At 61.5% G+C, this 23,887-nt stretch carries 18 protein-coding genes; 7 read left to right on the plus strand and 11 right to left on the minus strand.

Going from position 1 to position 23,887, the window contains the following annotated elements; genetic code table 11:
* Positions 1-151: 151 nt before the first annotated feature.
* Positions 152-1,696 (plus strand): M28 family peptidase, encoded by a 1,545-nt coding sequence (locus AUR_RS05490; RefSeq protein ID WP_062097677.1) that lies wholly within the window; start codon positions 152-154, stop codon positions 1,694-1,696.
* A 61-nt stretch (positions 1,697-1,757) separates the two neighbouring features.
* Here AUR_RS05490 and AUR_RS05495 read toward each other — a convergent pair whose 3' ends face one another.
* The 9 genes from AUR_RS05495 to pdhA form a co-directional block, all read right to left on the minus strand.
* Entirely contained in the window at positions 1,758-2,975 is a 1,218-nt protein-coding gene (locus tag AUR_RS05495; RefSeq protein ID WP_062097679.1) for an MFS transporter, read from the minus strand.
* A gap of 64 nt (positions 2,976-3,039) precedes the next feature.
* Positions 3,040-4,184, minus strand: a protein-coding gene (locus AUR_RS05500) for an IS3 family transposase (RefSeq protein ID WP_128397071.1) whose coding sequence is annotated in 2 segments (ribosomal slippage) — positions 3,040-3,908 and positions 3,908-4,184 — 1,146 coding nt in all. Because the reading frame shifts where the segments join, the coding sequence is not laid out codon by codon here.
* A 438-nt stretch (positions 4,185-4,622) separates the two neighbouring features.
* On the minus strand, positions 4,623-6,269 hold the full coding sequence (locus AUR_RS05505; protein WP_128397072.1) for a cell wall anchor protein: 1,647 nt from the start codon (positions 6,267-6,269) through the stop codon (positions 4,623-4,625).
* A 101-nt stretch (positions 6,270-6,370) separates the two neighbouring features.
* Positions 6,371-7,528, minus strand: a complete 1,158-nt coding sequence (locus AUR_RS05510) for a hypothetical protein (RefSeq protein WP_062159931.1) — start codon at positions 7,526-7,528, stop codon at positions 6,371-6,373.
* Positions 7,529-7,695: 167 nt separating this feature from the next.
* A complete protein-coding gene (locus tag AUR_RS05515; protein WP_062097692.1) occupies positions 7,696-8,595 on the minus strand; it encodes an MBL fold metallo-hydrolase in 900 nt (299 codons plus the stop codon).
* An 82-nt stretch (positions 8,596-8,677) separates the two neighbouring features.
* Positions 8,678-10,909, minus strand: coding sequence for a S8 family serine peptidase (locus tag AUR_RS05520; protein ID WP_241650866.1), 2,232 nt, complete (start codon positions 10,907-10,909; stop codon positions 8,678-8,680).
* 296 nt (positions 10,910-11,205) lie between these two features.
* The gene (locus AUR_RS05525; RefSeq protein ID WP_062097697.1) at positions 11,206-12,678 is read right to left on the minus strand and encodes a dihydrolipoamide acetyltransferase family protein; all 1,473 of its coding nucleotides are present in this window, start codon (positions 12,676-12,678) and stop codon (positions 11,206-11,208) included.
* A 2-nt stretch (positions 12,679-12,680) separates the two neighbouring features.
* Positions 12,681-13,769 carry an alpha-ketoacid dehydrogenase subunit beta gene (locus AUR_RS05530; RefSeq protein WP_062097699.1) on the minus strand — a complete coding sequence of 363 codons (1,089 nt, stop codon included), beginning with the start codon at positions 13,767-13,769 and terminating at the stop codon, positions 12,681-12,683.
* The gene (gene pdhA, locus AUR_RS05535; protein ID WP_062097701.1) at positions 13,766-14,959 is read right to left on the minus strand and encodes a pyruvate dehydrogenase (acetyl-transferring) E1 component subunit alpha; all 1,194 of its coding nucleotides are present in this window, start codon (positions 14,957-14,959) and stop codon (positions 13,766-13,768) included. The genes AUR_RS05530 and pdhA overlap by 4 nt, the downstream gene beginning before the upstream one ends.
* Positions 14,960-15,129: 170 nt before the next feature.
* Between pdhA and AUR_RS05540 the strand changes: the two genes are divergently transcribed.
* The 6 genes from AUR_RS05540 to AUR_RS05565 all read left to right on the plus strand — a co-directional run bounded on the left by AUR_RS05540 (position 15,130) and on the right by AUR_RS05565 (position 20,538).
* Positions 15,130-15,594: an Lrp/AsnC family transcriptional regulator gene (locus AUR_RS05540; protein ID WP_021472251.1), complete on the plus strand. Its 465-nt coding sequence runs from the start codon at positions 15,130-15,132 to the stop codon at positions 15,592-15,594.
* Positions 15,595-15,654: 60 nt separating this feature from the next.
* Complete coding sequence (locus AUR_RS05545; RefSeq protein WP_241650867.1) at positions 15,655-16,230, plus strand: YdcF family protein; 576 nt, start codon at positions 15,655-15,657, stop codon at positions 16,228-16,230.
* A gap of 186 nt (positions 16,231-16,416) precedes the next feature.
* Entirely contained in the window at positions 16,417-18,063 is a 1,647-nt protein-coding gene (locus tag AUR_RS05550) for a hypothetical protein (protein ID WP_128397073.1), read from the plus strand.
* Between the two features lie 125 nt (positions 18,064-18,188).
* Positions 18,189-18,530 carry a hypothetical protein gene (locus tag AUR_RS05555; protein ID WP_062097705.1) on the plus strand — a complete coding sequence of 114 codons (342 nt, stop codon included), beginning with the start codon at positions 18,189-18,191 and terminating at the stop codon, positions 18,528-18,530.
* Between the two features lie 87 nt (positions 18,531-18,617).
* Complete coding sequence (gene wecB / locus AUR_RS05560) at positions 18,618-19,700, plus strand: non-hydrolyzing UDP-N-acetylglucosamine 2-epimerase (RefSeq protein WP_062097707.1); 1,083 nt, start codon at positions 18,618-18,620, stop codon at positions 19,698-19,700.
* 103 nt (positions 19,701-19,803) lie between these two features.
* Positions 19,804-20,538, plus strand: coding sequence for an acyltransferase (locus AUR_RS05565; RefSeq protein ID WP_128397074.1), 735 nt, complete (start codon positions 19,804-19,806; stop codon positions 20,536-20,538).
* Between the two features lie 398 nt (positions 20,539-20,936).
* Here AUR_RS05565 and AUR_RS05570 read toward each other — a convergent pair whose 3' ends face one another.
* Together AUR_RS05570 and AUR_RS05575 are read right to left on the minus strand one after the other, a co-directional pair.
* On the minus strand, positions 20,937-22,301 hold the full coding sequence (locus AUR_RS05570; protein WP_164888662.1) for a glycosyltransferase family protein: 1,365 nt from the start codon (positions 22,299-22,301) through the stop codon (positions 20,937-20,939).
* Positions 22,302-23,072: 771 nt separating this feature from the next.
* On the minus strand, positions 23,073-23,330 hold the full coding sequence (locus tag AUR_RS05575) for a hypothetical protein (RefSeq protein ID WP_062097713.1): 258 nt from the start codon (positions 23,328-23,330) through the stop codon (positions 23,073-23,075).
* Positions 23,331-23,887: the final 557 nt, after the last annotated feature.

Consider the following 23,887-nt stretch of genomic DNA (forward strand, 5'->3'; position numbering starts at 1 on the left):
CGACGGCGGGTGGTTGGGCGTCGTTCATAAGTTCCGCCCTTGCCTATCCGACCGAGTATAACAAGGCTTCACCGTATTACTTCCGAGTAGTAGATTCTGCGCTACCGCGCCCGGCCACCAGATACCGGGTCCGATCAGGGAGATGCATGAAATGCACACAACGCACCATCTGCTAACCAGGAAAAAGTTCAGGGTCCTCGCTGCCGGAGCGGCAACGTCGGCCCTTCTTTCTGTAGCGCTCACGCCGCCGGCACTGGCTGCCACAGCCACGGACACACAAGCGTTACGCGATGCCGTCTCGGCAGGCGCAATCGTCGATCACCTTGAGCAGCTACAGGCCATCGCGGAAGCCAACGGCGGCAACCGCACCGCAGGTTCCTCCGGCCACGAGGCTTCTGCCGAGTACATCGAGTCCCAACTCACGGCGGCCGGTTACACCACGCAGCGCCAATACTTTGATTACGTGAAGTTCAACCTCACCGGCGAAGCCTTCGAACGCCTGACACCTACACCCCGCACGTACACGGCCGACGAGTTCGCGGCCATGTCCTACTCGGGTTTCGGAGATGTCAGCGGCACCGTAACTGCAGTAGATATCAACTTGTCTGGTGACCGTGCTTCCACCAGCGGTTGTGAAGCTGCTGACTTCGCAGGCTTTACAGCGGGGAATATCGCCCTCATCCAGCGCGGCACCTGCCCCTTCAACACCAAGGCCGTGAACGCCCAAGCTGCCGGAGCCTCGGCGGTCATCATCTTCAATCAGGGCGACGCCGATGACCGGCTGGACAGGGTTGACGGGACCTTGGGTGCTCCGACCGCGGATAACCCGGAGGTAACCATCCCGACGGTAGGCACGAGCTTTGCCGTTGGTGAGGAACTGGCAGAGCTACCGGGAGCCACCGCACGGGTTATGGTTTCCGGCGACACTGAGCCGATAAAAACCTTCAACGTCCTGGCCGACACCACGGGCCGGACTGACCGCACCGTGCTGGTGGGCGCACACCTGGACTCTGTTGCCGAGGGCCCGGGCATCAATGACAACGGCTCCGGCTCGGCAACCATCCTGGAGACTGCCCTGCAGTTCTCGAAGCTGGGAATCACCCCCGAAAACAGGGTCAGGTTTGCTTGGTGGAGCGGCGAGGAGGACGGCCTGATCGGTTCCGACTACTACGTGGCGCAGCTCAGCAAGGCAGACCTGAAGAACCATGCCTTGAACCTGAACTTCGACATGGTTGCCTCGCCGAACCCCGTCCGCTTTGTTTACGACGGTGACGGCAAGCAGCTCGGTACGGCCGGTCCCAACGGTTCCGCGCAGATCGAAAAGACCTTCCTGGACTACTTCGCCTCGCAAGGGTTGGCTACCGAACCTACAGAGTTTGACGGACGTTCGGACTACTTCGGGTTCATCGAGAACGGCATTCCTGCCGGTGGTCTGTTTACCGGCGCCGAGGAGATAAAGACTGCCGAGCAAGCTGCCGTCTATGGTGGCACGGCCGGTGTTGCCTACGACCCCTGTTATCACCAGGCCTGCGATGACATCGACAACATCAACACAGCTGTTCTGGAGCAAATGGCGGACGCCGTTGCCCACGCTACGTTGACGTTCGCCATGACGCAGTCCGCGGTCAACGGTACGGCCAACGGCAAGGGCGGAAAGCTGAGCATGGAGTTCAAGGGCAGCAAGGCAGTGCGCTAGCCTTTGCTACTCAATCCCGGGCGGCTGCAGGTCTACTGAGAGGTGGATCTGCGGCCGCTCGCTAGTAGTTCCTGCGGTGCTTCAACCGGGGTATGGCAATGGCAAAAACGATCGCCGCGGCAAAGCCCAACAAACCGGTCGCCCACACCCCGGCTGCGAGGGAAACGGCGGCCGTCAGCCCTGAGAGCAGCACGGGCCCACCGGTTGCCCCCGCGTCAGCGATGAAGCGCCAGATCCCCAGGAAATGGCTCCGCCCGTTGTCCGGTGAGAAGTCGGCTCCCAGGGTCATGATCAGCCCGGAGCTGATGCCGTTGCCGAAGCCGATCAAGAGTGCCACCAGGAGCAGCGGAACAAACGCGCCCGTGAACGGGATCAGGACCAGTGCAGCGCCCATGATCACGGTGGACGGCACGGCCACCCATTGCCGGCCCTTGCGATCCATGAGTTTTCCCGCCGGATAGAACACCAGCATGTCGATCGCGCCGGACAACCCGAAGATCAGCGAGGCGTGAGTCGCATCCATTCCCAAGTGGTCAGCCCACAGCGGGATAACCACCTGCCGTGATGCCCGCAGAGCGCTGAGCAGCAGTATGCCGAAGCCCACGGACAGGAACACCCCGGCATGGGACGCGGCAACCTGCCGGAGCGTCGACGCCGGCGGTACCGGTCCGCCGTCGGACGTTCCGGGAGCCACGAGGTCCGGGATGGTCAGCGATAACGCTGCGGCCGCCATCATCCCGGCAAAGCCCACCCAGTAGGCTCCGCTGATTCCGGCGAACTGCATCACGGCAGCGCCGATGAACGGACCTATGAAGATACCGATCCTGGTGACCCCGCCCAGCGTCGAAAGTGCCCGGGCACGGTACATGACGGGCACGGCCTCGGTGAGGTATTTCTGCCGGGCAAGGTTGAAGACGCTGGAACACATACCCACCAACGTCATCGCCGCCGCGAGCAACCAGATACCGTGCTCAAGTTGGGGTGCAAAAGCAGCTGCTCCCAGCGCCAAGGCCCCGGCCGCACCTGCTCCGACGATCGCCCAGCGTTCACCAAACTTGATGGTGATGATCGAGGCCGGAATGTTGAAGAGCCACGATCCAAGCCCGATCAACGTGACGATCAATGCCGAGACAGCAACGGAAGCACCCAGGTCCCGCGCTGACAGAGCGATGACCGGCAGCACAGCCCCTTCACCGATACAGAACAGCAGGGCCGGCCCGAAGGCCGGGAGGGCGACGCTGCGAAGGCTGAAGTTCTGGTCTGCTCGGGTGCTTGTCATCCCCTTCATCCTAGGACCGCACCTCAACGGTTGGGACTGCCCCAGCTTTTGTTGACTCGGGGTCTTAGGCCGCTATGAGCGCGGTCCGGTTGATTGTTTCATATTCGATGGGCGTGAGTTTGCCCAACCGTCGTTGCCGTCTCCGGCGGTGATATGTCCGCTCGATCCACGTTGTGATGGCCAACCTGAGGTCGCGCCTGGTGAGCCAGCGCTGACGGTCCAGGACGTTCTTCTGCAGCAGCGAGAAGAACGACTCCATCGCGGCGTTGTCCGCGCATGCGCCGACCCTGCCCATCGACCCGGTGAGCCCGTGGTGCCGGAGTGATTCGACGAACCGGCGGGACCGGAACTGGGACCCGCGGTCCGAGTGCACCACAGTGCCTTCGGGGCGACGAGCCCGCACCGCGTTCTCCAGCGCGGCGACGGCAAGCGATGACTTCATTCGCGAGTCCATCGAGTAACCGACGATCCTGCCGGAATAGACGTCCTTCACCGCGCAAAGGTAGAGCTTCCCCTCAGCGGTGGGGTGTTCGGTGATGTCCGTCAGCCACAGCTCGTTCGGGGCCGCTGCGGTGAAGTCCCGTTCCACCAGGTCGTCGTGGACCGGCGGCCCGGGTCTGCGGTTCAGGCCCCGCTTCTTAGAGAACACCGACCAGATACCGTGGTCCCTGCACAGGCGTTGGACCTTGTTCTCGCCCGCCGTGAAGCCCTTACCCGGAAGCTCATCGGCGATGAACCGGTAACCGAATGCAGGATCATCCGCGTGGATGTCCAAGGCGGCGTTGACGAGGTGGGCATCGACCCAGTCCCGTTCCGTCACCGGGCTGGCCCGCCACCGGTAATAGCCTTGCTTGCTAAATCCCAACACCCTGCAGGTCACCGCCACGGGAACACCGTCGGCGGCAAGATCCGTGACCAGCGGGTAGGTCATTTTGGGTTGATGTCCCTGGCCAGATAGGCAGCTGCCCGGCGAAGAATCTCATTTTCCTGCTCCAACAGGCGGTTCCGCTTTTTCAGCTCCCGCATCTCCACAGACTCGGCCGCAGCCGGGCCGGCCCCGGATTCCTTACGTTCGGCGATGGCAATCCAGCGCTTCAGCGTCGTAACCGAAAGCCCGAAATCCTTCGCAATCTGCGCCAGCGTCGCCTCACCCTTGCGGGCCACATCAATAACATCCTGGCGGAACTCCGCCCCATAAGCCGTGGGCATGGTCAACATCCTTCCACGAGCACAAGCTCGCTAGGTCAAGGAGTCAACAAAACAGGGGGCAGTCCCGTTTGGCTTCCGCCATGGACAAAGTGGTTGGAGCATACTTAGAGACATTGACCGGCAATGCACCTTGGTGAGGAGGATAAACGCGATATGTCAGTAACACGCGGGCGCTCTGGTAGCGCGAAGAGCAAGACCCATGCGGCCAACCAAGCCTTCACCTTGGGCAGCTCGGTCAAAGTCCCGTTCGGAAAGCGCACTTTCGATGCGAAAGTCATTGAGTGTCACAAGGACCGGGTAACGGTAGAGATCAGTATCGAAGGGGCAAGTGACCCTCTAATAACCTCCTACAGGTCGGATGAAGTCACGACGACCTAGCAGCGCGGTTGTTGCGGTCCCGGAGACCGGGACCGCAACAACTATCCCTCTAGCCGCGGATTAGCGACGAAGCGCTGCGGTCCTCACACGGCCCGCCACAGTGAGCACCAGGCCGAGCAAAGCCAGTCCAACGGCCCAGAGGATGAAGCTCTGGTTCAGCCCCGTGGCTGCCAGTCCGGCGGAACTCACGACGGCGGCAGTTGACCCTGCGCCCATCGCACCCTCGGTGCTGGCGGAGGCTACGGTCACGGTGCCCACCATAGTGTCGTTGAGACCGGCTGTAGCGCCTGAGATACCGGTGTCGGAACCGGGGGTGGTGATCACAGTGTCGACTCCACCGGTGCTGCCACCTCCGGTTGAGGGGCCTTCAGTGCCGGGAACGCCGGTTCTGGGACCGCCGGTGGTCGGCGGAGTATCAACAGGCGGGTCGACGACCGGAGGGTTCACAACAGGCGGGTCGACGACCGGAGGGTTCACAACAGGCGGCTCAACTACCGGAGGGTTCACAACCGGCGGCGTTACCGTTCCAGCGGATTCGCCACCAATGCCTACCGAAGTCGATCCAAGGGTCACCGGGGCGGTGATCGGAACGATGACCTGCGTTCCCGAGAGAAGCCCGTTGTCCCCGGACGTTGTTCCTTTCGTGCCCGACGCCGCAGGAGCAGAACCCGCCGGAGCCGCCGACGTACCGCCCGAAGTAACGACCGAATCACCCAGAACACCGGCCGAAACCGAACCAACAGTCACCGGCGCCGTGATCGGAGCCACCACCTGGGTCCCGGAAGCAACACCATCAGAACCACTCGTCGTCGCACCCGACGCCGCAGGAGCCGAACCCGCCGGAGCCGCCGACGTACCGCCGGTAGTAGCGGCCAAGTCACCCAGCACACCGGCCGAAACCGAACCAACAGTCACCGGCGCCGTGATCGGAGCAACCACCTGGGTCCCGGAAGCAACACCATCAGAACCACTCGTCGTCGCACCCGACCCCGCAGGAGCCGAACCCGCGGGCGTGGCGGATGTGGCGGAGGAGTCGCCCCCTACACCCACGGCAGTGGCCCCGACATTAACAGGGACCGATATCGGAGCCACTACCTGAGCGCCGGACGCGATGCTGCCATCCCCCGACGTCGTTGCCTGCGCTGGCGCTTGAGCCGGCGCAGCCGTTGTTGCAGCGGGTGTTGTAGACGCCGATGAGTCCCCCAACAGACCCGCCGATGTTGAACCGACAGTCACGGGGACCGTCACCGGAGCAACTATCTGCGTGCCGGAGGCAATGCCATCCGACCCGCTGGTGCTCGCTGCCGGCCCTGTGGGGGCCGGAGCGGCAGTTGTAGCTGGGCCCGTCGCAGTGGAGCCCCCCAGCAGACCCACTGATGACGGGCCCAGGTTTATGGGCGCCGTAACCGGAGCGACAATCTGTGTCCCCGAGGCCACTGACGACGAACCGTCGGTGGTGGGGCTCGTCGATGCGCCTTGTGCCGGGGCGGCAGCCGGAGCGGTCGACGTCGCGGACGAGTCTCCCAAAAGGCCCAAAGCGGTTGATCCCACGTTGATGGGGGCCGTTACCGGAGCCACCACTTGTGTTCCGGAAAGGACTCCGTCCTGGCCGCTCGTATCGGCGGCATTTGCAGCTGTAGCACCGACGGCGATCAGGCCCCCGGCAAAGCATGTGCCAATGAGGCACCTGCGGAATGTTGCATTCATTGTGATCTTCTCCTGAAGGTCTTTGTTCCCAGAGACCGCCCGATTGCCGGATGGTCCGATGTCCCGTCTGCCGTGCTCGCAGCAACGGCGCGGTTGAGGAACTAGTCAGGAGATGAGCCGGGATCAAAAGACACCGGCTTGGGATGCTGCTGGTCGCCTGCGGATGCGAGGCCGGAGACAAGGTTTGAAGGGATGATGAGGCCACCCGCGAGGACCGCTGCAGCCTGGTTCGGAGGGCCGTTGGAGGAGGTTCCCGAGCCGGCTGTGGCACCGGAAGCAGGGGTGCTCTCAGTGCCGGCCGGAAGGTCACCCGGGACACCACCGCCGACGGCGGCAGGTACGGATGCGCCCGTCCCGCCGGACGCGGCTGCCTGGTTCCAGGAGGAGGTCATCGGGAACCGCTGAAGACCCGGAACAGCTGAGCCTCCGGCAAGGAACGAGGTGTCGCTTTGTCCGGCATTGCCCGTCTCCGGGGCTACCGGACTTGCCGTTTCAGCGGCGGGAGGAAGCACGACGGCGGGTGGTGCCGAGGCGATTCCGTCAGGACCCGTCGGGGTCAAAGGAAGCTTGGAACCGCCTGTGCCGGGGAGAGCGGGGAGCGCCGGGCCTTGTCCCGTCACTGGAGGAATGACTCCGTCAACGGGCGGAATCACTCCGTCGACCGGCGGAAGGACGGTGTCCACGACGTCCACGATCGGCTGCACAACGGGCGAAGCTTCGTCCGTAACCGGAGCCAGGCCTATGGGCGTCACAACCTCGTTGACCGTCGGTACCAGTTCTCCGACGGCGTCATCCACCGTTCCCGTCACGGGCGTAACGGTTGAATCCACCACTGTGCCGAGGGTGCCCGGCGAAACAACTTCGTTGACCACCGGCAGGGTGCTCACGACGTTGTCTGCAGAGGCAACCACCTGTTCAACCACGGGTGTCACCGCGGGAACAGGCACAGCGACCCGGGTGGGTACCGCGGGCTTGATGGCCGCCGGCAAAGGAAGGTCGGGCACTGGAACGCTGACTGTTGGAGGCGTCGACTTCGGCGACACAACGCCGCTGACGGCTGCTCCGCTGCTCTTTACCGCACCTGTTGTCGCGGACAGCGTTTTGTCCAGCTGCGCGGAGACACTGCCTCCGGCAGACGACACGGTGGAGGTCACTGAGGATGTCAGTTCACCCAAGAGCGAGCCGGAGTTGACCGTATCGGCACTGGCTGCGCTGGTGGAGAGTGCCACCCAAGCGGCAGCGCCGGCTCCTGCGATCATGACGGAGCGGAGAATCCGAGCAGCACGCGGAAACGCGTGTATGGCCTTCATCTCGACACCCCCCAGGTAGTCGCAAACCGATGGTCGACTTCATCCTAGGACCGGCTCAGCCTGCTAGTCCATGGTTTTTGGGGGTTTTAGGCGAAATTTTTGTAAGTAACCTTTGCTTACGACGGGTAGAAGCCCGTTTTCTCCGGCCCGAAATCTGCAGACGCAAGTGACCCACCGGCTGCGCGTCCCTCAGACTGGGTCTCCTGGAGCCGCTTGATGAACCAGCGTGATTGTTCCGGCCCATATGGCAGCACGGGGATTGCCTTGGTGGCGTCGGCGGGCATGTCCCGGATGGATTGCGTTGCCTGCCGGACGGCCGTGCTCATGGTGTTGGCCATGGTCTTCACGAACTCGTCGCTCGCGGGCTTTCCGTGGCCCGGGACCAAGTGCTCATAACGGTGGCGCAGAGCTGAAATGTGCCGCAGCACATCCGCCCATTCCTCGGGGTAGGAATCCTCGAAGGACGGGTGTGCCCCCTGCTCCACCAAGTCACCGACGAACAGGGTCGAGTTGGTGCCCACCAGGAGGTCGCCATCGGTGTGCGCCCGGCCGAGGTAGAACAGGGTGGCGGTGATTCCGCCCAGGTCCACCAGTACGGGCTGGTCGCGGACAATCGCGTTGGGGACAACGATCTCGACGGCGTCACCCTCCCCCGCAGCCATCTCCGGCTCGTTGGTGGCGACGAAACGCCGCTGGAGGTCGCCGTCCTTCTCGATGGTTGCCGCACAGTTGGCGTGCGCCCAGAACTCTGTGACGCCGTCGTCCGCGAAAACTGCGTTACCGAAGAAGTGGTCATAGTGCGCGTGGGTGTTCACCACAACCAACGGCAGCTGGGTCTTTTCACGAACAGCGGAGAGGATCTCGCGCCCTTGGCGTGGCCCGCAACCCGTGTCGATCACCATGGCGAGCTCGGAGCCCACCACTAGTCCGGTATTGAGTAAGGACCCCTCGGTTTCCAAGACGTAGTGGTCCGGTCCGAGTTCTAGCCAAGCTGACAATGAGTTCTCCGTATCCATGCAAATCCGGCGATGTTCAGGCCTCTACTCTACCCGCGCGAAGCTGGGAGATCGCGGAACAGACACCCCCGGACCTTGCGGTCTACAGGATGGCGTTGATGATGTTCCAGCCCGAACCGACCTGGTATGAGCGGAAGAATCCGTTCGAACCGTAGCCCTCGTAAAGGAACAAGTTGCCGGAAGCATTCCGTGCAAGCACATCCATCTGGCCATCACCGTTGAAGTCCCCCGGCCCTTCAATGGCAGTCATGACATCCCAACCCCAACCGATCTGCTTGGCAGCAAGCCAGCCACCGGCCCCGTTTCCCGGGTACAGCAGAAGCCCTCCGGACGAGTTTCGTGCCAGGACGTCGGCGTTGCCGTCACCGTTAAAGTCGCCCGGGCCGTCGATGGCAGTCATGACATTCCACCCCCAGCCGATCTGCTTGGCGGCAAGCCAACCACCGCTACCATTGCCCGGGTATAGCCAGAGGACGCCGTTACCGTCACGGGCGATGACATCGGCTTTACCATCTCCGTTGAAATCACCAGGAGCTTCAATGGCGGACATGACGTTCCAGCCCGAACCAATCTGCCTGGCAGCAAGCCAACCACCGGAACCGTTCCCCGGGTACAGCCACAACGCACCCTTGGAATCACGGGCGATGACATCAGCTTTGCCGTCCCCGTTGAAGTCGCCCGGAGCCTCGATGGCTGTCATGACGTTCCAACCCGATCCAATCTGCCTGGCAGCAAGCCAGCCACCGGAACCATTACCCGGGTACAGCCACAACGCACCGGCAGTGTCGCGGGCCAACACGTCGGCCTTACCGTCGCCATTGAAGTCGGTGATCTTGCTGGCCGGCGAAGGAGCCACCGGAAGGTTGCCATCGTAGGCAATCAGGGCTGCCGCGGCATCCACCAGCCCGGCTCCACATCCTCCGGTGCAACCGCCGGGAAGGGGGCGGGCACTGTCTTTGAGTTGCTGCTCCACAGTAGCCGGAGCCAGGGAGCCCCCTTGCGCAGAGATCAGGAGAGCGGCAACACCGGACACGTGCGGGGCAGCCATGGAAGTCCCCTGCACGAAGGCGTAGGCGGGCTCCGACTTTCCGGTGGTACCGGTGTTGTAGGTGGACAGAATGCCGCTCAAAGCGTCCGTTCTCATGTCACCCCCGGGCGCTGTGAGGTCTACGTTACTCCCGTAGTTGGAGTAGTACGCCCGGGCACCAGCCCTGTCGCTGGCTCCAACTGCAATGACATTTTCGCAGTTTGCAGGGCTGAAGTTGGCTGCAGGCTTGTTCGAGTTACCAACCGCCACCACCACGGCAGCCCCTGCATTGTGAGCGAAATTGATTGCGTTTTGGTAGGTGGCAGAACAGGTGCTGACGCCACCGATGCTCAGGTTGATGACTTTCGCCGGGTTGGGGTTGACCGGCACGCCCGCCACCACGCCACCGGCAGCCCAGACGATGGAATCGGCAATATCGGATGTGTAGCCGCCGCAGAAGGATATCGCCCTGACGGGAAGGATCTTCGCTCCGGGAGCCACGCCAGTGACGCCTCGGTTGTTATTTCCCGCCGCTGCAATGGTTCCCGCCACGTGAGTGCCGTGCCAGGAAGATTTTTCGGCCGGGCTGTCTACCGCGCATTCATCTGCCGGAGCCCAGTCACCCATGTCAGTGGGATCGGGATCCCGGCCGTTCCCGTCGCGCGCGTCGGCTGCGTTGGCGATCATGTCGTACCCCGGGAGTACGTTGGCATCCAGATCGGGGTGCTGCGTGATGCCGGTATCCACTACGGCGACTACAACGCCCTCGCCGCGGGTGTAGTCCCAGGCACCTGTAGCGCGGATCCCGCCCGGGCTCTCCCACAGGTTCCACTGTTCGTTGAAATACGTGTCATTCGGTGCAGCAGCGATCTGCATGACCGTGTCCGGCTCGGCATAGGCGACGTCCGGATCAAGCCGCAGGGATTGCACGAACTGCTCGGCTTCGACTGCCGAAAGCGGCTCATCAAGCTTGACGACGTGTCCGCCGGCGGCCGTGTCCCGGAGGCCCTTTGCGGCTACACCCAGTTTTGATGCCGCATTGCCCGCGGCTTCTTCCACTGCGGCTTTGACCGCTTGAACGGTGTTGTCTTTGATACCAACAATGAATTGGTCGGTCTTCACCTCGGCGGCAGGCTGCAGCGCCTGCGGTGCGGCCGGAAGAATGTCTCCGTCATCGGCCAGAGCCGGGTAGACGGCAAACCCACCGGCCAACCCGCCCGCCAAAAGGAGCGTGGCCGTGGCCATCCCCATAAACCTCAGTGATTGCTTGGCGGGGGTCGTGACCATGATTCGGCATCCTCGGGACAGCGCGACAAACCATGGCGGCCGATCGCGGGCAGATTGGAGACCACCAGCTGACCCCCACCGAATTGTAGGCAGATAACTGCTGCGTGATTGAACGGGGCGACGCAAGTGTTCAATAACATTGCTTGTTCAATCTGATTGAACGAGCCATTCTATTGTTCCGAGCAGATCCAATCGACAAGCGCGCCGAAGCAGCTCGACGGTTCGCAGCGCTAACAAAGGGATTGACTTAGACACGGGATGCATAGTGGCCGGCGCCTGTTGACGCCGGCCATCCGCTACATATCCGCGAGCGCCCCGCCGGGATTCTCGATGCAGTCCGCCACGTACCGGAGGAAGCCGGCGGCCGTCTCTCCATCGCAGACCCGGTGGTCGAACGCGAGGGTCAGCTCGGCGACCTTCCGGACGGCAAGCTCACCGTTTACCACCCAGGGCCTGTCGATGATCCGGCCCACGCCGAGCATCGCCACTTCGGGGTAGTTAATGATGGCCGCGGAGCCGTCCACACCGAACACTCCGTAGTTGTTCAAGGTGAAGGTGCCTGAGCCGAGTTCGGTGGGCGTCGCCTTCCCTTCGCGCGCGACGACGGTGAGTCGCCGGATCTCTGCGTCCAGTTCGCGGGCGCTGAGCTGATGCGCGTTGCGGACGGACGGGACAACCAATCCCCGATCTGTCTGTGCCGCGAAGCCGAGGTTGATGCCTTCGAACCCGACGATTTCCTGCGAGCCGTCGGCCCAGGTTTCGAACCGCGTGTTGAGGGCCGGGTACTTTTTTAACCCGGCCGTGACAAAACGAGCGATGAATGCCAGCAGCCCGGGGGTATCGTGCGGCGAGCGCTTCTTCAGCTCGGCCCGCATGTCCAGCAGCGCGGTGGCATCCACGTCCACCCACACTGTGGCCTCAGGGATCTCCGTGCGGCTTTTGGTCATGTTGGCTGCGACGGCCTTCCGCACGCCGCGCACCGGGGTGCGGGCGGAAACGGCAAGCCCTGTACGCCCATCAACGTCACCTGAAGCTGCAGCCGGAGCAGCAGCCTCGGCAGGAGCCTGAGCAGGAGCCGAAGCTGCGGCCGGTGCCTCAGGAGCTGAAATCGCTGCCTCAACATCGCGGCGCATGATCAGGCCGCTGGCACCTGAACCGTTGATAGCCTCCAGCGATACCCCGTGATCACGCGCCATTTTCCGGACCAACGGCGAGATCACGGCGCTGAGCTTTCCGGGAATGCGCGTCCCGGCAACGGCCGGTTCCATGGGAGCTTCCGGAGCGGCAACAGGAGCCTCCGCAGCGGCAGCATCAACGACCGCGACGCTCCCCTTCCGTGGACGGGTGCGGCCTCCGGTAGCGCCACCGGGCGTCCCGTACCCGATGAGGACGTTCCCGGAGCCGGCTTTCTCCTCGGTCCGGTACGTCTCGGCAGCGGCGGATGCCGCCGGGTCGGTGACAACACCGGTGGAAACGGCGTCTTCGGTGGCAGCAGGAGCCTTGGGCTCAGCCGGAGCGGCACCGGCGGGGGCGATCGAGATCAACGGCTTGCCGACGTCGAGCGTCTCGCCTGCCTGGCCGTGCAGCTCGGCAACCGTGCCCGCGTACGGCGAGGGCACCTCAACCATGGATTTGGCGGTTTCGACTTCGGCGATCGGCTGGTCCACCTTGATCTGGTCACCAACGGCAACCAGCCAGTTCACGAGCTCGGCCTCGGTGAGGCCTTCGCCGAGGTCCGGCAGGCGGAACACTTGCAGTTCTGAGCTCATGGTCAGTCCTCCCACTGAAGGTCGTCTACGGCGTCGAGGATGCGGTCGACGCTGGGCAGGTAGTAATGCTCCAACTTGGGAGACGGGAACGGAACGTCAAAGCCGGTGACGCGGCGGATGGGCGCGGCCAGATAGTGGAACGCCCGTTCCTGCACGCGGGCCACGATCTCGGAGGACACGGATGCGAAGCCGTGCGCTTCGGCGATCACGACGGCGCGTCCCGTCTTTCGTACTGACGCGCAGACGGTCTCGTCGTCGAAGGGAACGATGGTGCGGACGTCGATGACTTCCAGGGACCGACCCTCTTCGGCGGCGGCCGCAGCGGCTGCGAGCGCGGTGGGGACCGACGGGCCATAGGCGATCAGCGTCGCGTCAGTGCCTGGACGCGCGACGGCGGCGCGGCCCTCGGTGGAGGTTCCGGCGTCGTGCTCTGCCCTGAGCGCATCCAGGTCCACCAGGTCCTTGGACCAGTAGAGCTTCTTGGGCTCCATGAACATCACGGGATCATCGGAGTCGATGGCTTCGCGCAGCATCCGGTAACCGTCGGCCACGGTGGCGGGGGTGTAGACCTTCAGCCCGGCCGTGTGGGCGTAGTAGGACTCGGAGGAATCGCAGTGGTGCTCCACTCCCCCGATGCCGCCGGCGTAGGGCACCCGGATGACCATGGGCATCTTGAGCTTGCCCTTGGTGCGGTTGTGCATCTTGGCTACGTGGCTGACGATCTGCTCGAAGGCCGGGTAGGCGAAGGCGTCGAACTGCATCTCGATGACGGGCCGCATGCCGTTGATGGCCATGCCGACTGCCATGCCCACGATGCCGGACTCGGCCAGCGGTGTATCGAAGCAGCGCTCTTCGCCGAATTCGGCCATGAGGCTGTCGGTGATGCGGAAGACGCCACCCAGCCTTCCGACGTCTTCACCGAAGACGAGGACGGAGGAGTCGGCGCGCATGGCGTCGGCCATGGCGGTGTTGAGTGCCTTGGCCATGGTGATCGATTGGGGTCCAGCTGCTTCCGCAGTGGCCGCGGCGGATGCTGCCGCGCTGGCGGTGGCGGCGCTGACGTTTCCGTTCGCGGAAGTGGTCACGGTCATTTTGCACCCTCCTCGCGGGCGAGTTCGTCTGCGAGCAGCTCGGACTGTTCCTTGAGCTGCGGCGTTGGCTTGGAGAAGACGTACTTGAAGAGGTCCATCGGCTGGACGGGAACGTCCTCGCCCAGTCCTTCCCGGAGCTGGGTTGCCACGGCTTCCGCGTGATCGGCAATTCGGCTGTTGGCGTCGTCGTCCAACAGGCCCTTGTCCGTCAGGTAGGCCTTCATGCGCGTCAGCGGGTCCTTGGCCTGCCACTCGGCAACTTCACTTTCCGGCCGGTAGCGGGTGGCATCGTCGGCGTTGGTGTGTGCCTGCATGCGGTAGGTGTGCGCTTCGATGAGCAGTGGTCCCGAACCTTCGCGGGCCAGCTTCACGGCGCGGTCCATGACGGCCAGCAGGGCCACGAGGTCGTTGCCGTCCACGCGCTCACCGGCCATGCCGTAACCGACTGCTTTGTGCGCCAGCGACGGTGCCACCGACTGGTGGCTCAACGGGACGGAGATGGCGTACTTGTTGTTCTGCACGAAGAAGATGACGGGCAGGTGGAAGACTGCCGCGAAGTTGAGGGCTTCGTGGAAGTCACCCTCGCTGGTGGCACCGTCGCCGCACATGGCCATGACTACCGTGTTCTCGCCGCGCAGCTTCGCAGCGTGCGCAACACCCACGGCGTGCAGGAGCTGGGTGGTGAGCGGCGTGCATTGGATGCCGACGTTGTGTTCCTTGGGGTCGTAGCCGCCGTGCCAGTCGCCGCGGAAGATGGTCATGACTTCCACGGGGTCAACGCCCCGGGTCATGACGGCGACGGCGTCACGGTAGGTGGGGAACAGCCAGTCACCTTCGCTGAGGCACATGGCAGCGGCCACTTGGCAGGCTTCCTGGCCGTGGCTTGAGGGGTAGACGGCCATGCGGCCCTGCCGGACCAGAGCGGAGTTCTGGTCGTTGACTCGACGCCCGACGACGAGGCGCTCGTAAGCTGCCAGCAGTTCGGCATCGTCCGGGGTGGGGTACTCGTGGCCGGGTTCGGTGCCCTGCTCCTCTTTGGAGCGGAGGGTTCCGTCGGGGTTCACCATCTGGATCTGGTGACGGGCGGGAAGCATGTAATCCTCGACGCTGATGCCGAATTTCCTCCGCACGTCAGCAGCCTGGTCTTCCACCGCCGTTTCCGGCACAGGGCGGTCTGCATGGATCGTCATTGGTCCGTCCTTCTCTGGGCACTATGTTCTTCCAGTATGTTCCTCCGGGATGTTTCGTATCCAGCTTTGGACAGAATCATGGAAGAGGTTGTCCAGAAGGGCTATTCTGAAAGACGAATTGTAAATGTGAGCTGGGTTACGAGCCGCTGCTGTAGACGAATTGGAGTGCCATGAGCGAGGCCGAGGCGGAGCAGACCGCCGTCCCCCTGGACAGCGTGGACCGGGACATCATCCGGGAGCTGACCACGGACGGGCGCATGTCCATCACCCAAGTAGCCGAAAACGTCCACATCAGCCGGGCCCACGCATATTCCCGCCTCGCCCGGCTCACCGGCGAAGGGGTGATCACCAAGTTCACGGCCTTGGTGGATCCGATCAAGGCCGGCTTGAGATCCTCCGCCTACGTCACGTTGAAGGTGCAGCAGCATTCCTGGCGCGAGCTCAAGGAGCAGTTGCGCGCTATTCCGGAGGTGTACCACATCGCTCTGGTGGGTGGTGACTTTGACGTGATTCTCCTGGTCCGGGCGACGGACAACATTCACCTGCGCCGTGTGATCTTCGACCAACTCCAGTCCATGGACGGCGTGCTGGATACGCAGACTTTCCTTGTTTTTGAGGACGTGGATACGAGGTAGGTTCCGATCATGGCGGCTGGCTGTCAGGAAAGGCCGAGTTTGTATCCCTAAACTGTCCCCGTGCCCACAAAAACAGCCGCGCTGCCCCGTGTCCTAACGCGGCTTCTTGTGGCGGCTGCTGCGGCTTTTGTTTTCTGGCTGCTTCTGGCGATCCAGTTCTTCGCCAACCCTCCCCAGGCGTCCCCGCATCGCACCGACGCAATTGTGGTGCTGGGTGGCCTGAGCCGTGAGCGCTTGCCTGTTGCCCAGGATCTACAGCAGGACTTGGACATACCCGTGCTGGTGGTGTCCACCACCGGGCTGTCCGGCAACCTCGAAGGCGATGCTTTGTGCCGCGAGAGCAAAGGAGATCCGGATCTCCTATGCTTCCGCTCGGAGCCGCTCAACACGCGCGGTGAAGCGGACGCCGTCGCGGGCCTCGCTGTGAAGTACGACTGGAAGTCCATCACGGTGGTCACCTCCGATTATCACGTGATGCGCGCCGGCACCCTGATGCACCAATGCGTGGCCGCGGATGTGCAGATGGTGGGCTCCGAACCGGACATGACGGCCGGGGCTTGGTTGGACCGTTTTGTGGTGGAAACGGGCGGGTTGTTGGACGTCTGGATGCAGCCGGAGTGTGACTCGGGGCGCTGAATGCGGTGACCGGTCTTGTCACGTCGTCCTGACCGGGTTGGAAGGCGAAGTCAAATATTCACAGGCTTTCGAATAGTTTTTCCGGACCTTGAAGGATCCCGTAAAACCATTGAGTTTTGCCACCCCTGCAGTCATTCTTTTTGGCATAGGTCCAAGGTCTCAGCCCTACGAGTCCAAGGATCCGCCGTGGCCGTATATAGAGCCGAGTCATTCAGCCCTCCGTCTCAAAGAGCCCGTCACTTCATCGCTGCCGCCTTGGCCGCGTCTGCCCTTCTCCTGGGGTTCCTTCACGGGCAGCCGGCGCGCGCAGCCGTTACCCCGGTATATCCGATCAGCGGCTACTTCATTTACGGAAGCACCAGCGACGCCGCAAACATCAAGAAGTTGACTGATATCAAGTCCGTTGGCGGCGACACCGTCATCACCTTCGGTTCGCGCTTGAAACCAGCCACTCTCTCCACCATTCCAACTGACTGCAAAATCTCCGGGGTCAACTGCGCGACAGCGGCAGCCTCAGGAGTGAAGGTGAAGAGGTATTTCACCTATTCAGATGGCAGCTCGTGGGGTGCAAAGTCCTTCATTTGTGCCAGGGACAAGACAGTCACAGCTGGCTCCGTTGTCTACACGATCATGGTTTTGCCGGTCGAAGGCAGTGGATGCAATTCACCAAGCGGAACCTACGACGTGGTGGTCATCAACGGCGGAACCAACTCTCTTTCGGTGTCTGTCGGGAAAGCGGCCACTGATTTGGGAATGAAGTACTACGCAGGCCTTCCTGCGCCCATCAATCGCACTGACGTCACCTACCTCCCGGATCTGTCGTACCAGGCCACGTTGTCGCTCTTCACTGCGCGCTTCCTGATCTACCAATCAAACGTAAACAACGTGCCAGGGTTGGCGGGCTTCTACCACCACACGGAGATGCCGCTGAGTGACGGGGCGGTCTGGGAACCCGTGCTCAGCCTGTACCGAATGCAGAACTCCAGGATTGCCCAATACCAACCAGGGCGGACAGCCGTGGTCAGTCCCTACATTGACTCACGGTCGGCGTTCTCGGGTCGGGTGACGGTCAGCCAGGCCCGCAATGCGGCCAACAAGATCGCAAAGACCTCAAACGGCGTCAAGATGGCGATTGCCGTGCAGGATGGAATGGGCACCGGCAAGGGCGGATCGTTCTTCTCAAGCGAGAGCAAAAACAACGTGGACTCGTTTGCGGCATCGATCGTCGGCAGCGGCACCTGGAGCAGCAAGTACCTGGCACCCACCAGGGACTACTTCTGGGCGTTGTCCGAAGGCGTACGCGGAACGAACGCCCAACTGTGGGCAAACCTGGAGGGCATGGCTCCGTTAACTTCGCAGAACCCCTGCAACAACAGCACTCGTGGACAGACCACTAAGGCAAGAATCGACAAGCAGGTGCAACAACTGGGAAACACCCCGGTGAAGGTCATCTCATTCATGTGGGATCCGTACTTCACCTGCACAGGAACGTGGACCCCCATGCTTGATCGGCTCAAGTCGGGCGGTACGACGCCTCTCATCACTGATTCCATCTTCTACGGGAACGGCGATGTTCTGGTCACCGGCCACAACCTCAGCGGCGGCACGATCAGGGTTCAGTGGACGGACACCAACGGCAGGGTGCAAGACAAGACCGTCACCGCATCGAACTACAACCCGTCCTACGGCAAGCAGCTCGGCATCAACCCACTCTTGGAGTCCGTCACCGCTAAGTTGGGCAACACCTCGCTGGGAATCGGTAAGCATTATTTCATCGACGTCGTGAATGGATCGGGCGTCAAGAACGACGCCCTGTACTCCGATCGCGGGTAACGCTTGTGCTGCTGGTGGCGCCGCACTCGGGGCCACCAGCAGCACCCGAGATTGTCGCGACCAATAGCTCTGGTGCAAGAATTGGTGATGGTACTGATTGATTCGCCATAGCTGAGGAGTGCGACGTGACGGACGAAATCCGGCAAACGGCAGCCGTACTGCCAGCTCCGCGGCACCTCCGCAAGCGGCGTCTCCGGGCCGAGCTCCCAGCCTCCCAGATGCTCGGAGCGACAGCCCAGGCCCGCCTCCTCCCAGCAGTCCGGACGAAGGGCCAAGCCGATGGGCGTGCGATCCTTGCAGTGGCTCAACCGGTCACGGGACAGACGCCGAAAGCTCAGCACGATGACTTCGCTGTCTCAGCTGAAGAGGCAGCGCTGCAGCGTAAACGGAGAATTGCCTTGGCAATCGTGGTCCTTGTCTCAGTGACCATCCCCGTTCTCGCCCTGACCTTGATCTTTGGACAGTAGACCGACGCAGTCCCAGTGACCTATTCGGGCTGACAATCGCGGCAAGGTAGCATCAAGAGTCACTCAAAGTAACTCCGGGGGAAATCCATGCCCAGCGTCATGCCAATCTTCGGCACCCGTCCCGAAGCCATCAAGATGGCTCCGATTGTCAGTGCTTTCAAAGAATCTGCTGAGTTCGACTGCATCGTGACTGTTACGGGTCAACACCGCGAGATGTTGGACCAAGTCAACGAACTCTTTGGCATCGAACCGGACCATGACCTAAACATCCTCCAGCAGCGGCAGTCCCTCTCCGCCATCATGACCCGGACCATCGATGGTCTGGACGAGCTCTTCGCGGAAAAGAAGCCGGACGCCGTCATTGTCCAAGGTGACACCACCACTTCCACGGCCGGCGCCATTGCCGCCTTCTACCACGGCATCCCGGTGGTCCACGTTGAGGCTGGTCTCCGAAGCGGTGACCTTTTCTCTCCGTTCCCCGAGGAGGCCAACCGCAAAATCACAAGCCAGATCGCCAGCCTCCACTTGGCACCGACAAGCACCAGCAAAGCCAACCTGCTTTCGGAAGGTATCGCAGAAGAGGACATCGTAGTCACCGGTAATTCCGTGATTGATGCCCTGCTCACCACCGTCGACAAGGAGATCCCGTTCAGAGATCCGCAGCTTGAGGAGCTCGCTACAAGCGGCCGGCGGATTCTCCTGGTGACCACCCACCGTCGTGAGAACCAAGGCGACACGATGCTTTTGCCGGCACACAAGAACCCTGCGGTTCGCGAAGCCGTTCTGCCTGCGCTGGAAGGTAAGGAGAATGTTCTGGTGACGGAACCTTTGGCCTACGGCGAATTCACGCGCCTGCTTTCTGTGGCCCACATCGTCCTCACTGACTCCGGCGGAGTCCAGGAAGAGGCCCCCAGTCTTGGCAAGCCTGTTTTGGTGATGCGTGATAACACTGAACGTCCAGAAGCGGTGCACGCCGGAACCGTTGCGCTCATTGGAACCGACGAGGAAACGATCGTCAAAGAGGTGGACCGCCTTCTCAATCAGCAGGACGCCTTCGACGCCATGGCCAACGCCGTTAACCCCTACGGCGACGGCAAAGCTGCCGAGCGGACCATCGCTGCCGTAGCCCAACTGCTGGGTGTCGGCACGAGAATTGCAGACTTCGCGTAACAAGACCCGTGGTCAGGTGAATCTCGTTAGCGCAGAGCCCCAAGGACGCTCTCAGTGACGGCAATTAATAACTCCGGGCGGATGCCCGGTACGCTTTCACTCTGTGAAGAAACTTACCTCGCTGGTTGACTATACGGATGAGTCGGGAAACATGGTCCAGTGCCCCGACGAGATCGAGACCGATATCCAGGTCACTTTTCGAGGGCGCAACAATCGCATTATGGTTGCCAAGGGGGCTCGCATCGCTGCGCTCCGCGTAGTTTTCGACTGTGACAACGGGACCTTGATCATAGGTCCCAGCCGCCGGAGTCCCTTTAGCTTGAACGCTCGTATAGGAGAAGACGCGACCGTGAAGATTGGCCGCGATTTCACTACCACCAGCATGCCCGTGGTGACCGCCGTCGAAGGAGCCACTGTCAGTTTCGGCGACGATGTTCTGGTCGCCAGCAGTAACCAGTTCCGAACCGACGATGGCCATCCCATCTTCGACGTAAAGACCGGCCGACGCATCAACCCCGCCAAGGATGTCATCATCGGCAACCACGTATGGTTCGGTGCCCAATCGGTTGCTCTTGCCGGGGCGCGGGTTGGGGACGGTTCAGTCATTGGATTCCGAAGCCTTGTTACGGGGCCGATTCCCAATAATGTCATCGCAGTGGGAGCACCTGCTCAGGTCGTCCGGAAAGATGTGGCCTGGGAACGCCCCCACCTCTCTATGGCGAAACCTGCGTATAAGCCAGACGCAAGCAGCATTGAGACCACCGAACAATTCTGGAATCTCACTGCTGAAGACGTTCCTATCTTCGAACAACTCACTGGATGGCATGACCAGCACTAAGTGAGCAGATGACCTGATAAGGAGAAGTTCGGCAGCATTTTCGGCCTTCGGGCTTAGGCCCAGCGCTTCACGACGACAAGTTCATCAGGGTCGCTGGCGGGTTCTACTGGGTCTTCCACGGGAAGTGAAGAATCGACGCCGGATACCGCCGGAAGTGGCCGTATATCCACCGCCAAATGAAGCCCGTCATGCTCCCCCTGCAGGGAACACGTGTACGTCTGACTACCTATCTCGGTGCTGGACCTGCAATTGATGGTGACGCTCAGTAAATCCGGCGAGACGACGTCGCCCTCATTCAAATTTTCCATAACACCCACATACCCCCAAGATTGAAGGCTGAAACGAGCTCTCTTGATGAGACGTAGGCAAACGATAATTTGATGCGTGGGCTGCGCGGCTCAGAACATCATGTGCTGCTCGTTGAGCCCGAACGATACGACTTCTCCGGTAGCCAAAAGCTCGCGTTCACTTGCGGACCAAGTATGTTCTGAGCCCGCTCCAGACCTCATCTGTACGAAGTTGAAGCGGTCGGAGGAGTAAATGCTCCCCCCAGACCTAACGACGGCCCTAAGAAACTCCGAATCTTCGCCGCGGTTCAACTCCTCAAATGGAATCTCCCTGAGGAGTTCGCGCGTGGCAAATATCGTGGGACCCATAATGAAATCAGTGAAGCGGTGTTCAAACTCGGCAAAACGCAGGAGGGTTGCGTTGCTTTCCCCAAGGTGCATGTAGTGGGCCCGCTTGCCTGTGACGGCAGCTCCGGAAAAGCGGTGCGCGGCGGCCTGGTCCTGCATGTAATTGGCGCCGTAAAGATCGTCATCATCGATTTTTGCAATGTATGTCCCCGACGATGCTGAAATCGCCAAATTTAGACAAGCTCCTAGTGGCGTCGATCGAGACTGCTGGAGGACGACCAAGTTTTCGAGGCCCTTGTCAGCGGCCTCGACTCGAAGTTGATGCTCGTCCGGCTCAAACCCGTGGGCCAAAAGAACCAGCTCAATGTCGACACCTGCCTGTTGGCCAATCGTCGTTAGTACGTCGCTGATCCGTTCTGGCCTGATCGTGGGGACTATAGCAGACACCTGCGGTACCTCCGTCATACTGCGACCATTAAGAGGTCGGGAGTGGACGCCGCTGCATTCCAGGACCTGCGCCGCCCGATGAGCGTATGTATGACCCTGCCAGATTTTCCGCTGGCCCAAGTGGACGGCACGATCGCGTAATTCCCGGCTTCGAATGAGGGCACGGGTAGCGTTGGCCGCATCAACCTGGTCATGGACTTCCGTGATGAGCAGTTCCTCGACCGGTACGAGACAGTCGGTACCGGCCGGAACAACCACTGGGGTTCCGACAGCGGTCGCCTCGATGATCTCGCGCGGGTTTGATGAGAGAAGGCACTTTAACGCTTTATAGGCGGTGAGTACCTTTTCATAAGGCAGGTTTGCCACTGCATCTGATACTTCCAAGGACACCGCACTGTCCGGGCCCTGCTCAAAGAATGTTTCGAGGGTAGTTCCCCACTTGCCGGCAGTGTCGCTGGCCCCATCAACGAGGTATCCAACACCAGTATCTGCCAATTTGGCACCTGTTCGCTCAACTATCCCGATGCCCCGGTTCTGATGCTGGCCCCGCAGCCTGACAGGGTTATGAAGCCGCGGCTGGGCCGCGTATCCCAAGGCTTCGAATCGCTCATCGCCGAAGCGTGCCCCGTACTCCTTAAGGAGCGCTCCGTCTGTCATAAATATCTTGTCGAACACGTCCACCGCGTGGGTGAGGTCTACATGATTCGGCCGGCTGTCCCGTGACCAATACACCGCCGGGATGCCCTTTGATCGGCACCACTGAATAATGTTGGTTAGGAGTTGTCGGCGAGCGGTCGGGCTTCCGGGCGAGCTCGCCCAAGCGCCATTGGTCTCCAGCCAGGAGGATTCGACAAAGAGCAGCGATACTTGAGCACTATCCAAAGTTTTTCGCCATGTATCGGGCTGTACCGCGACACAGTCCCACTCATAGGACCACAGCTGCTGAGACAGAGGGCCAAGAATAGTCGCCACTTGAGGTTTACGAGTGCTGCCTCCATCCGGTAAAGCGCACGTGTCCGCGAAGTCGAAAGTCATGTCCACTGCCGGGTCCCCAAACACCTCGTCCGGGTCATCAGAAACGGTCGGCAACGATTCCGCTATGACGTGAGGCTTGGAAATTTGATCTTGCACCTGGACACTGAGGCCGCGGAGCCTCGACAGCATTGATTTGATGGCTGGTTCCTTCCACATGCCAGAACCCCCTGGAACAACTAAGACGCGTTATGCCGATGACAGCGGGGCGCTGTCATCGACCTAAACCGTGCGTTCGCGTTGATCCAGAGCGTTGGCTCCCGAAATTGCCGGTGCGCCCTATGTGAGTCGTGGTCGAGCACCATCCCTTAGACTAGCAACGTCCGGCCAGCCTCTCCTCATCAATGAATACGCCAGTCGTGACGGCCGACCAATCGGATCCGAAGCGGGCGCGCCGGGTAAGAAGCGCACTTGTTAGCTTCAAGCTGCCGGCCAAGTCCGCACAACAGTCAAGCTTGACAACGCGGCTTCCTCCCAGAAGTCCACGAGGTCACCCCCAGCGGCGGTGCCCGCAAGTTCCGGGCGCGATGCTGCGTCCACGGCGACGTGGTGGCCATCATGTTCGCTCGCGAGCGAACACAGGACTTTCTTGCCCCGGCCCATCGACGAGCCCGAGCACTCCTCACTGACACTCAACAGTTCCCACGGGAAGTGATCACCGATTTGGAAAATTCGCATCTTCTTTCCCTTCATCGCTTGGTTATGAGGAAAGAGTCCCAAAGCAGTCTGTAGCGGCGTCTAACAGTGAATGAAGGTCGGGTGAACAGGTGCAGCCTATCTTCGGCCTAGACCACGGAATGATTAGGCAAAGCGTATTCCAGATCACACCTTTACGTGGGAAACGTGCTGGGCAAGGGAGCGAACATCGACATGACGTATAATCGAGGCTGACTGCGCATCTTGGGGGACTGGCGAGTTCCTTCGTGCTTTCAGTCACGGGCGCCACAAAATGCACAGACAGTTCGGCGCCCGTCCCGCACCCTCGATTCACTAGGACATAGATGGCCGACTCATCACCCTTGCTTACGATCGTCCTCGAAGAGTCGGGCACTCTAGACAGAGAATCTGTCATGTACAGACGCCTCGTGTCTGCCCGGCTCCGCTTGGAATCTGAATTTACGATTCTTCACATCGCTGAGCCGTTAACCACTAAGAGCATAGCGAGGCTCTGCGCCGAAATCGATAGTAAGTATGTGGTCTTCATGAGGACCTCCCACCAGTTGTCAACAAACTAT

Origin of the sequence: Paenarthrobacter ureafaciens, assembly GCF_004028095.1 — a bacterium.
Lineage (GTDB): Bacteria > Actinomycetota > Actinomycetes > Actinomycetales > Micrococcaceae > Arthrobacter > Arthrobacter ureafaciens.

Excerpts from the sequence above, each read along its gene's own strand:
- AUR_RS05490 (WP_062097677.1), top strand. The coding sequence starts at position 152 with ATGCACACAACGCACCATCTGCTAACCAGGAAAAAGTTCAGGGTCCTC.
- AUR_RS05495 (WP_062097679.1), bottom strand. The coding sequence starts at position 2,975 with ATGACAAGCACCCGAGCAGACCAGAACTTCAGCCTTCGCAGCGTCGCC.
- AUR_RS05505 (WP_128397072.1), bottom strand. The coding sequence starts at position 6,269 with ATGAATGCAACATTCCGCAGGTGCCTCATTGGCACATGCTTTGCCGGG.
- AUR_RS05510 (WP_062159931.1), bottom strand. The coding sequence starts at position 7,528 with ATGATCGCAGGAGCCGGCGCTGCCGCTTGGGTGGCACTCTCCACCAGC.
- AUR_RS05515 (WP_062097692.1), bottom strand. The coding sequence starts at position 8,595 with ATGGATACGGAGAACTCATTGTCAGCTTGGCTAGAACTCGGACCGGAC.
- AUR_RS05520 (WP_241650866.1), bottom strand. The coding sequence starts at position 10,909 with ATGGTCACGACCCCCGCCAAGCAATCACTGAGGTTTATGGGGATGGCC.
- AUR_RS05525 (WP_062097697.1), bottom strand. The coding sequence starts at position 12,678 with ATGAGCTCAGAACTGCAAGTGTTCCGCCTGCCGGACCTCGGCGAAGGC.
- AUR_RS05530 (WP_062097699.1), bottom strand. The coding sequence starts at position 13,769 with ATGACCGTGACCACTTCCGCGAACGGAAACGTCAGCGCCGCCACCGCC.
- pdhA (WP_062097701.1), bottom strand. The coding sequence starts at position 14,959 with ATGACGATCCATGCAGACCGCCCTGTGCCGGAAACGGCGGTGGAAGAC.
- AUR_RS05540 (WP_021472251.1), top strand. The coding sequence starts at position 15,130 with ATGAGCGAGGCCGAGGCGGAGCAGACCGCCGTCCCCCTGGACAGCGTG.
- wecB (WP_062097707.1), top strand. The coding sequence starts at position 18,618 with ATGCCCAGCGTCATGCCAATCTTCGGCACCCGTCCCGAAGCCATCAAG.
- AUR_RS05575 (WP_062097713.1), bottom strand. The coding sequence starts at position 23,330 with ATGCGAATTTTCCAAATCGGTGATCACTTCCCGTGGGAACTGTTGAGT.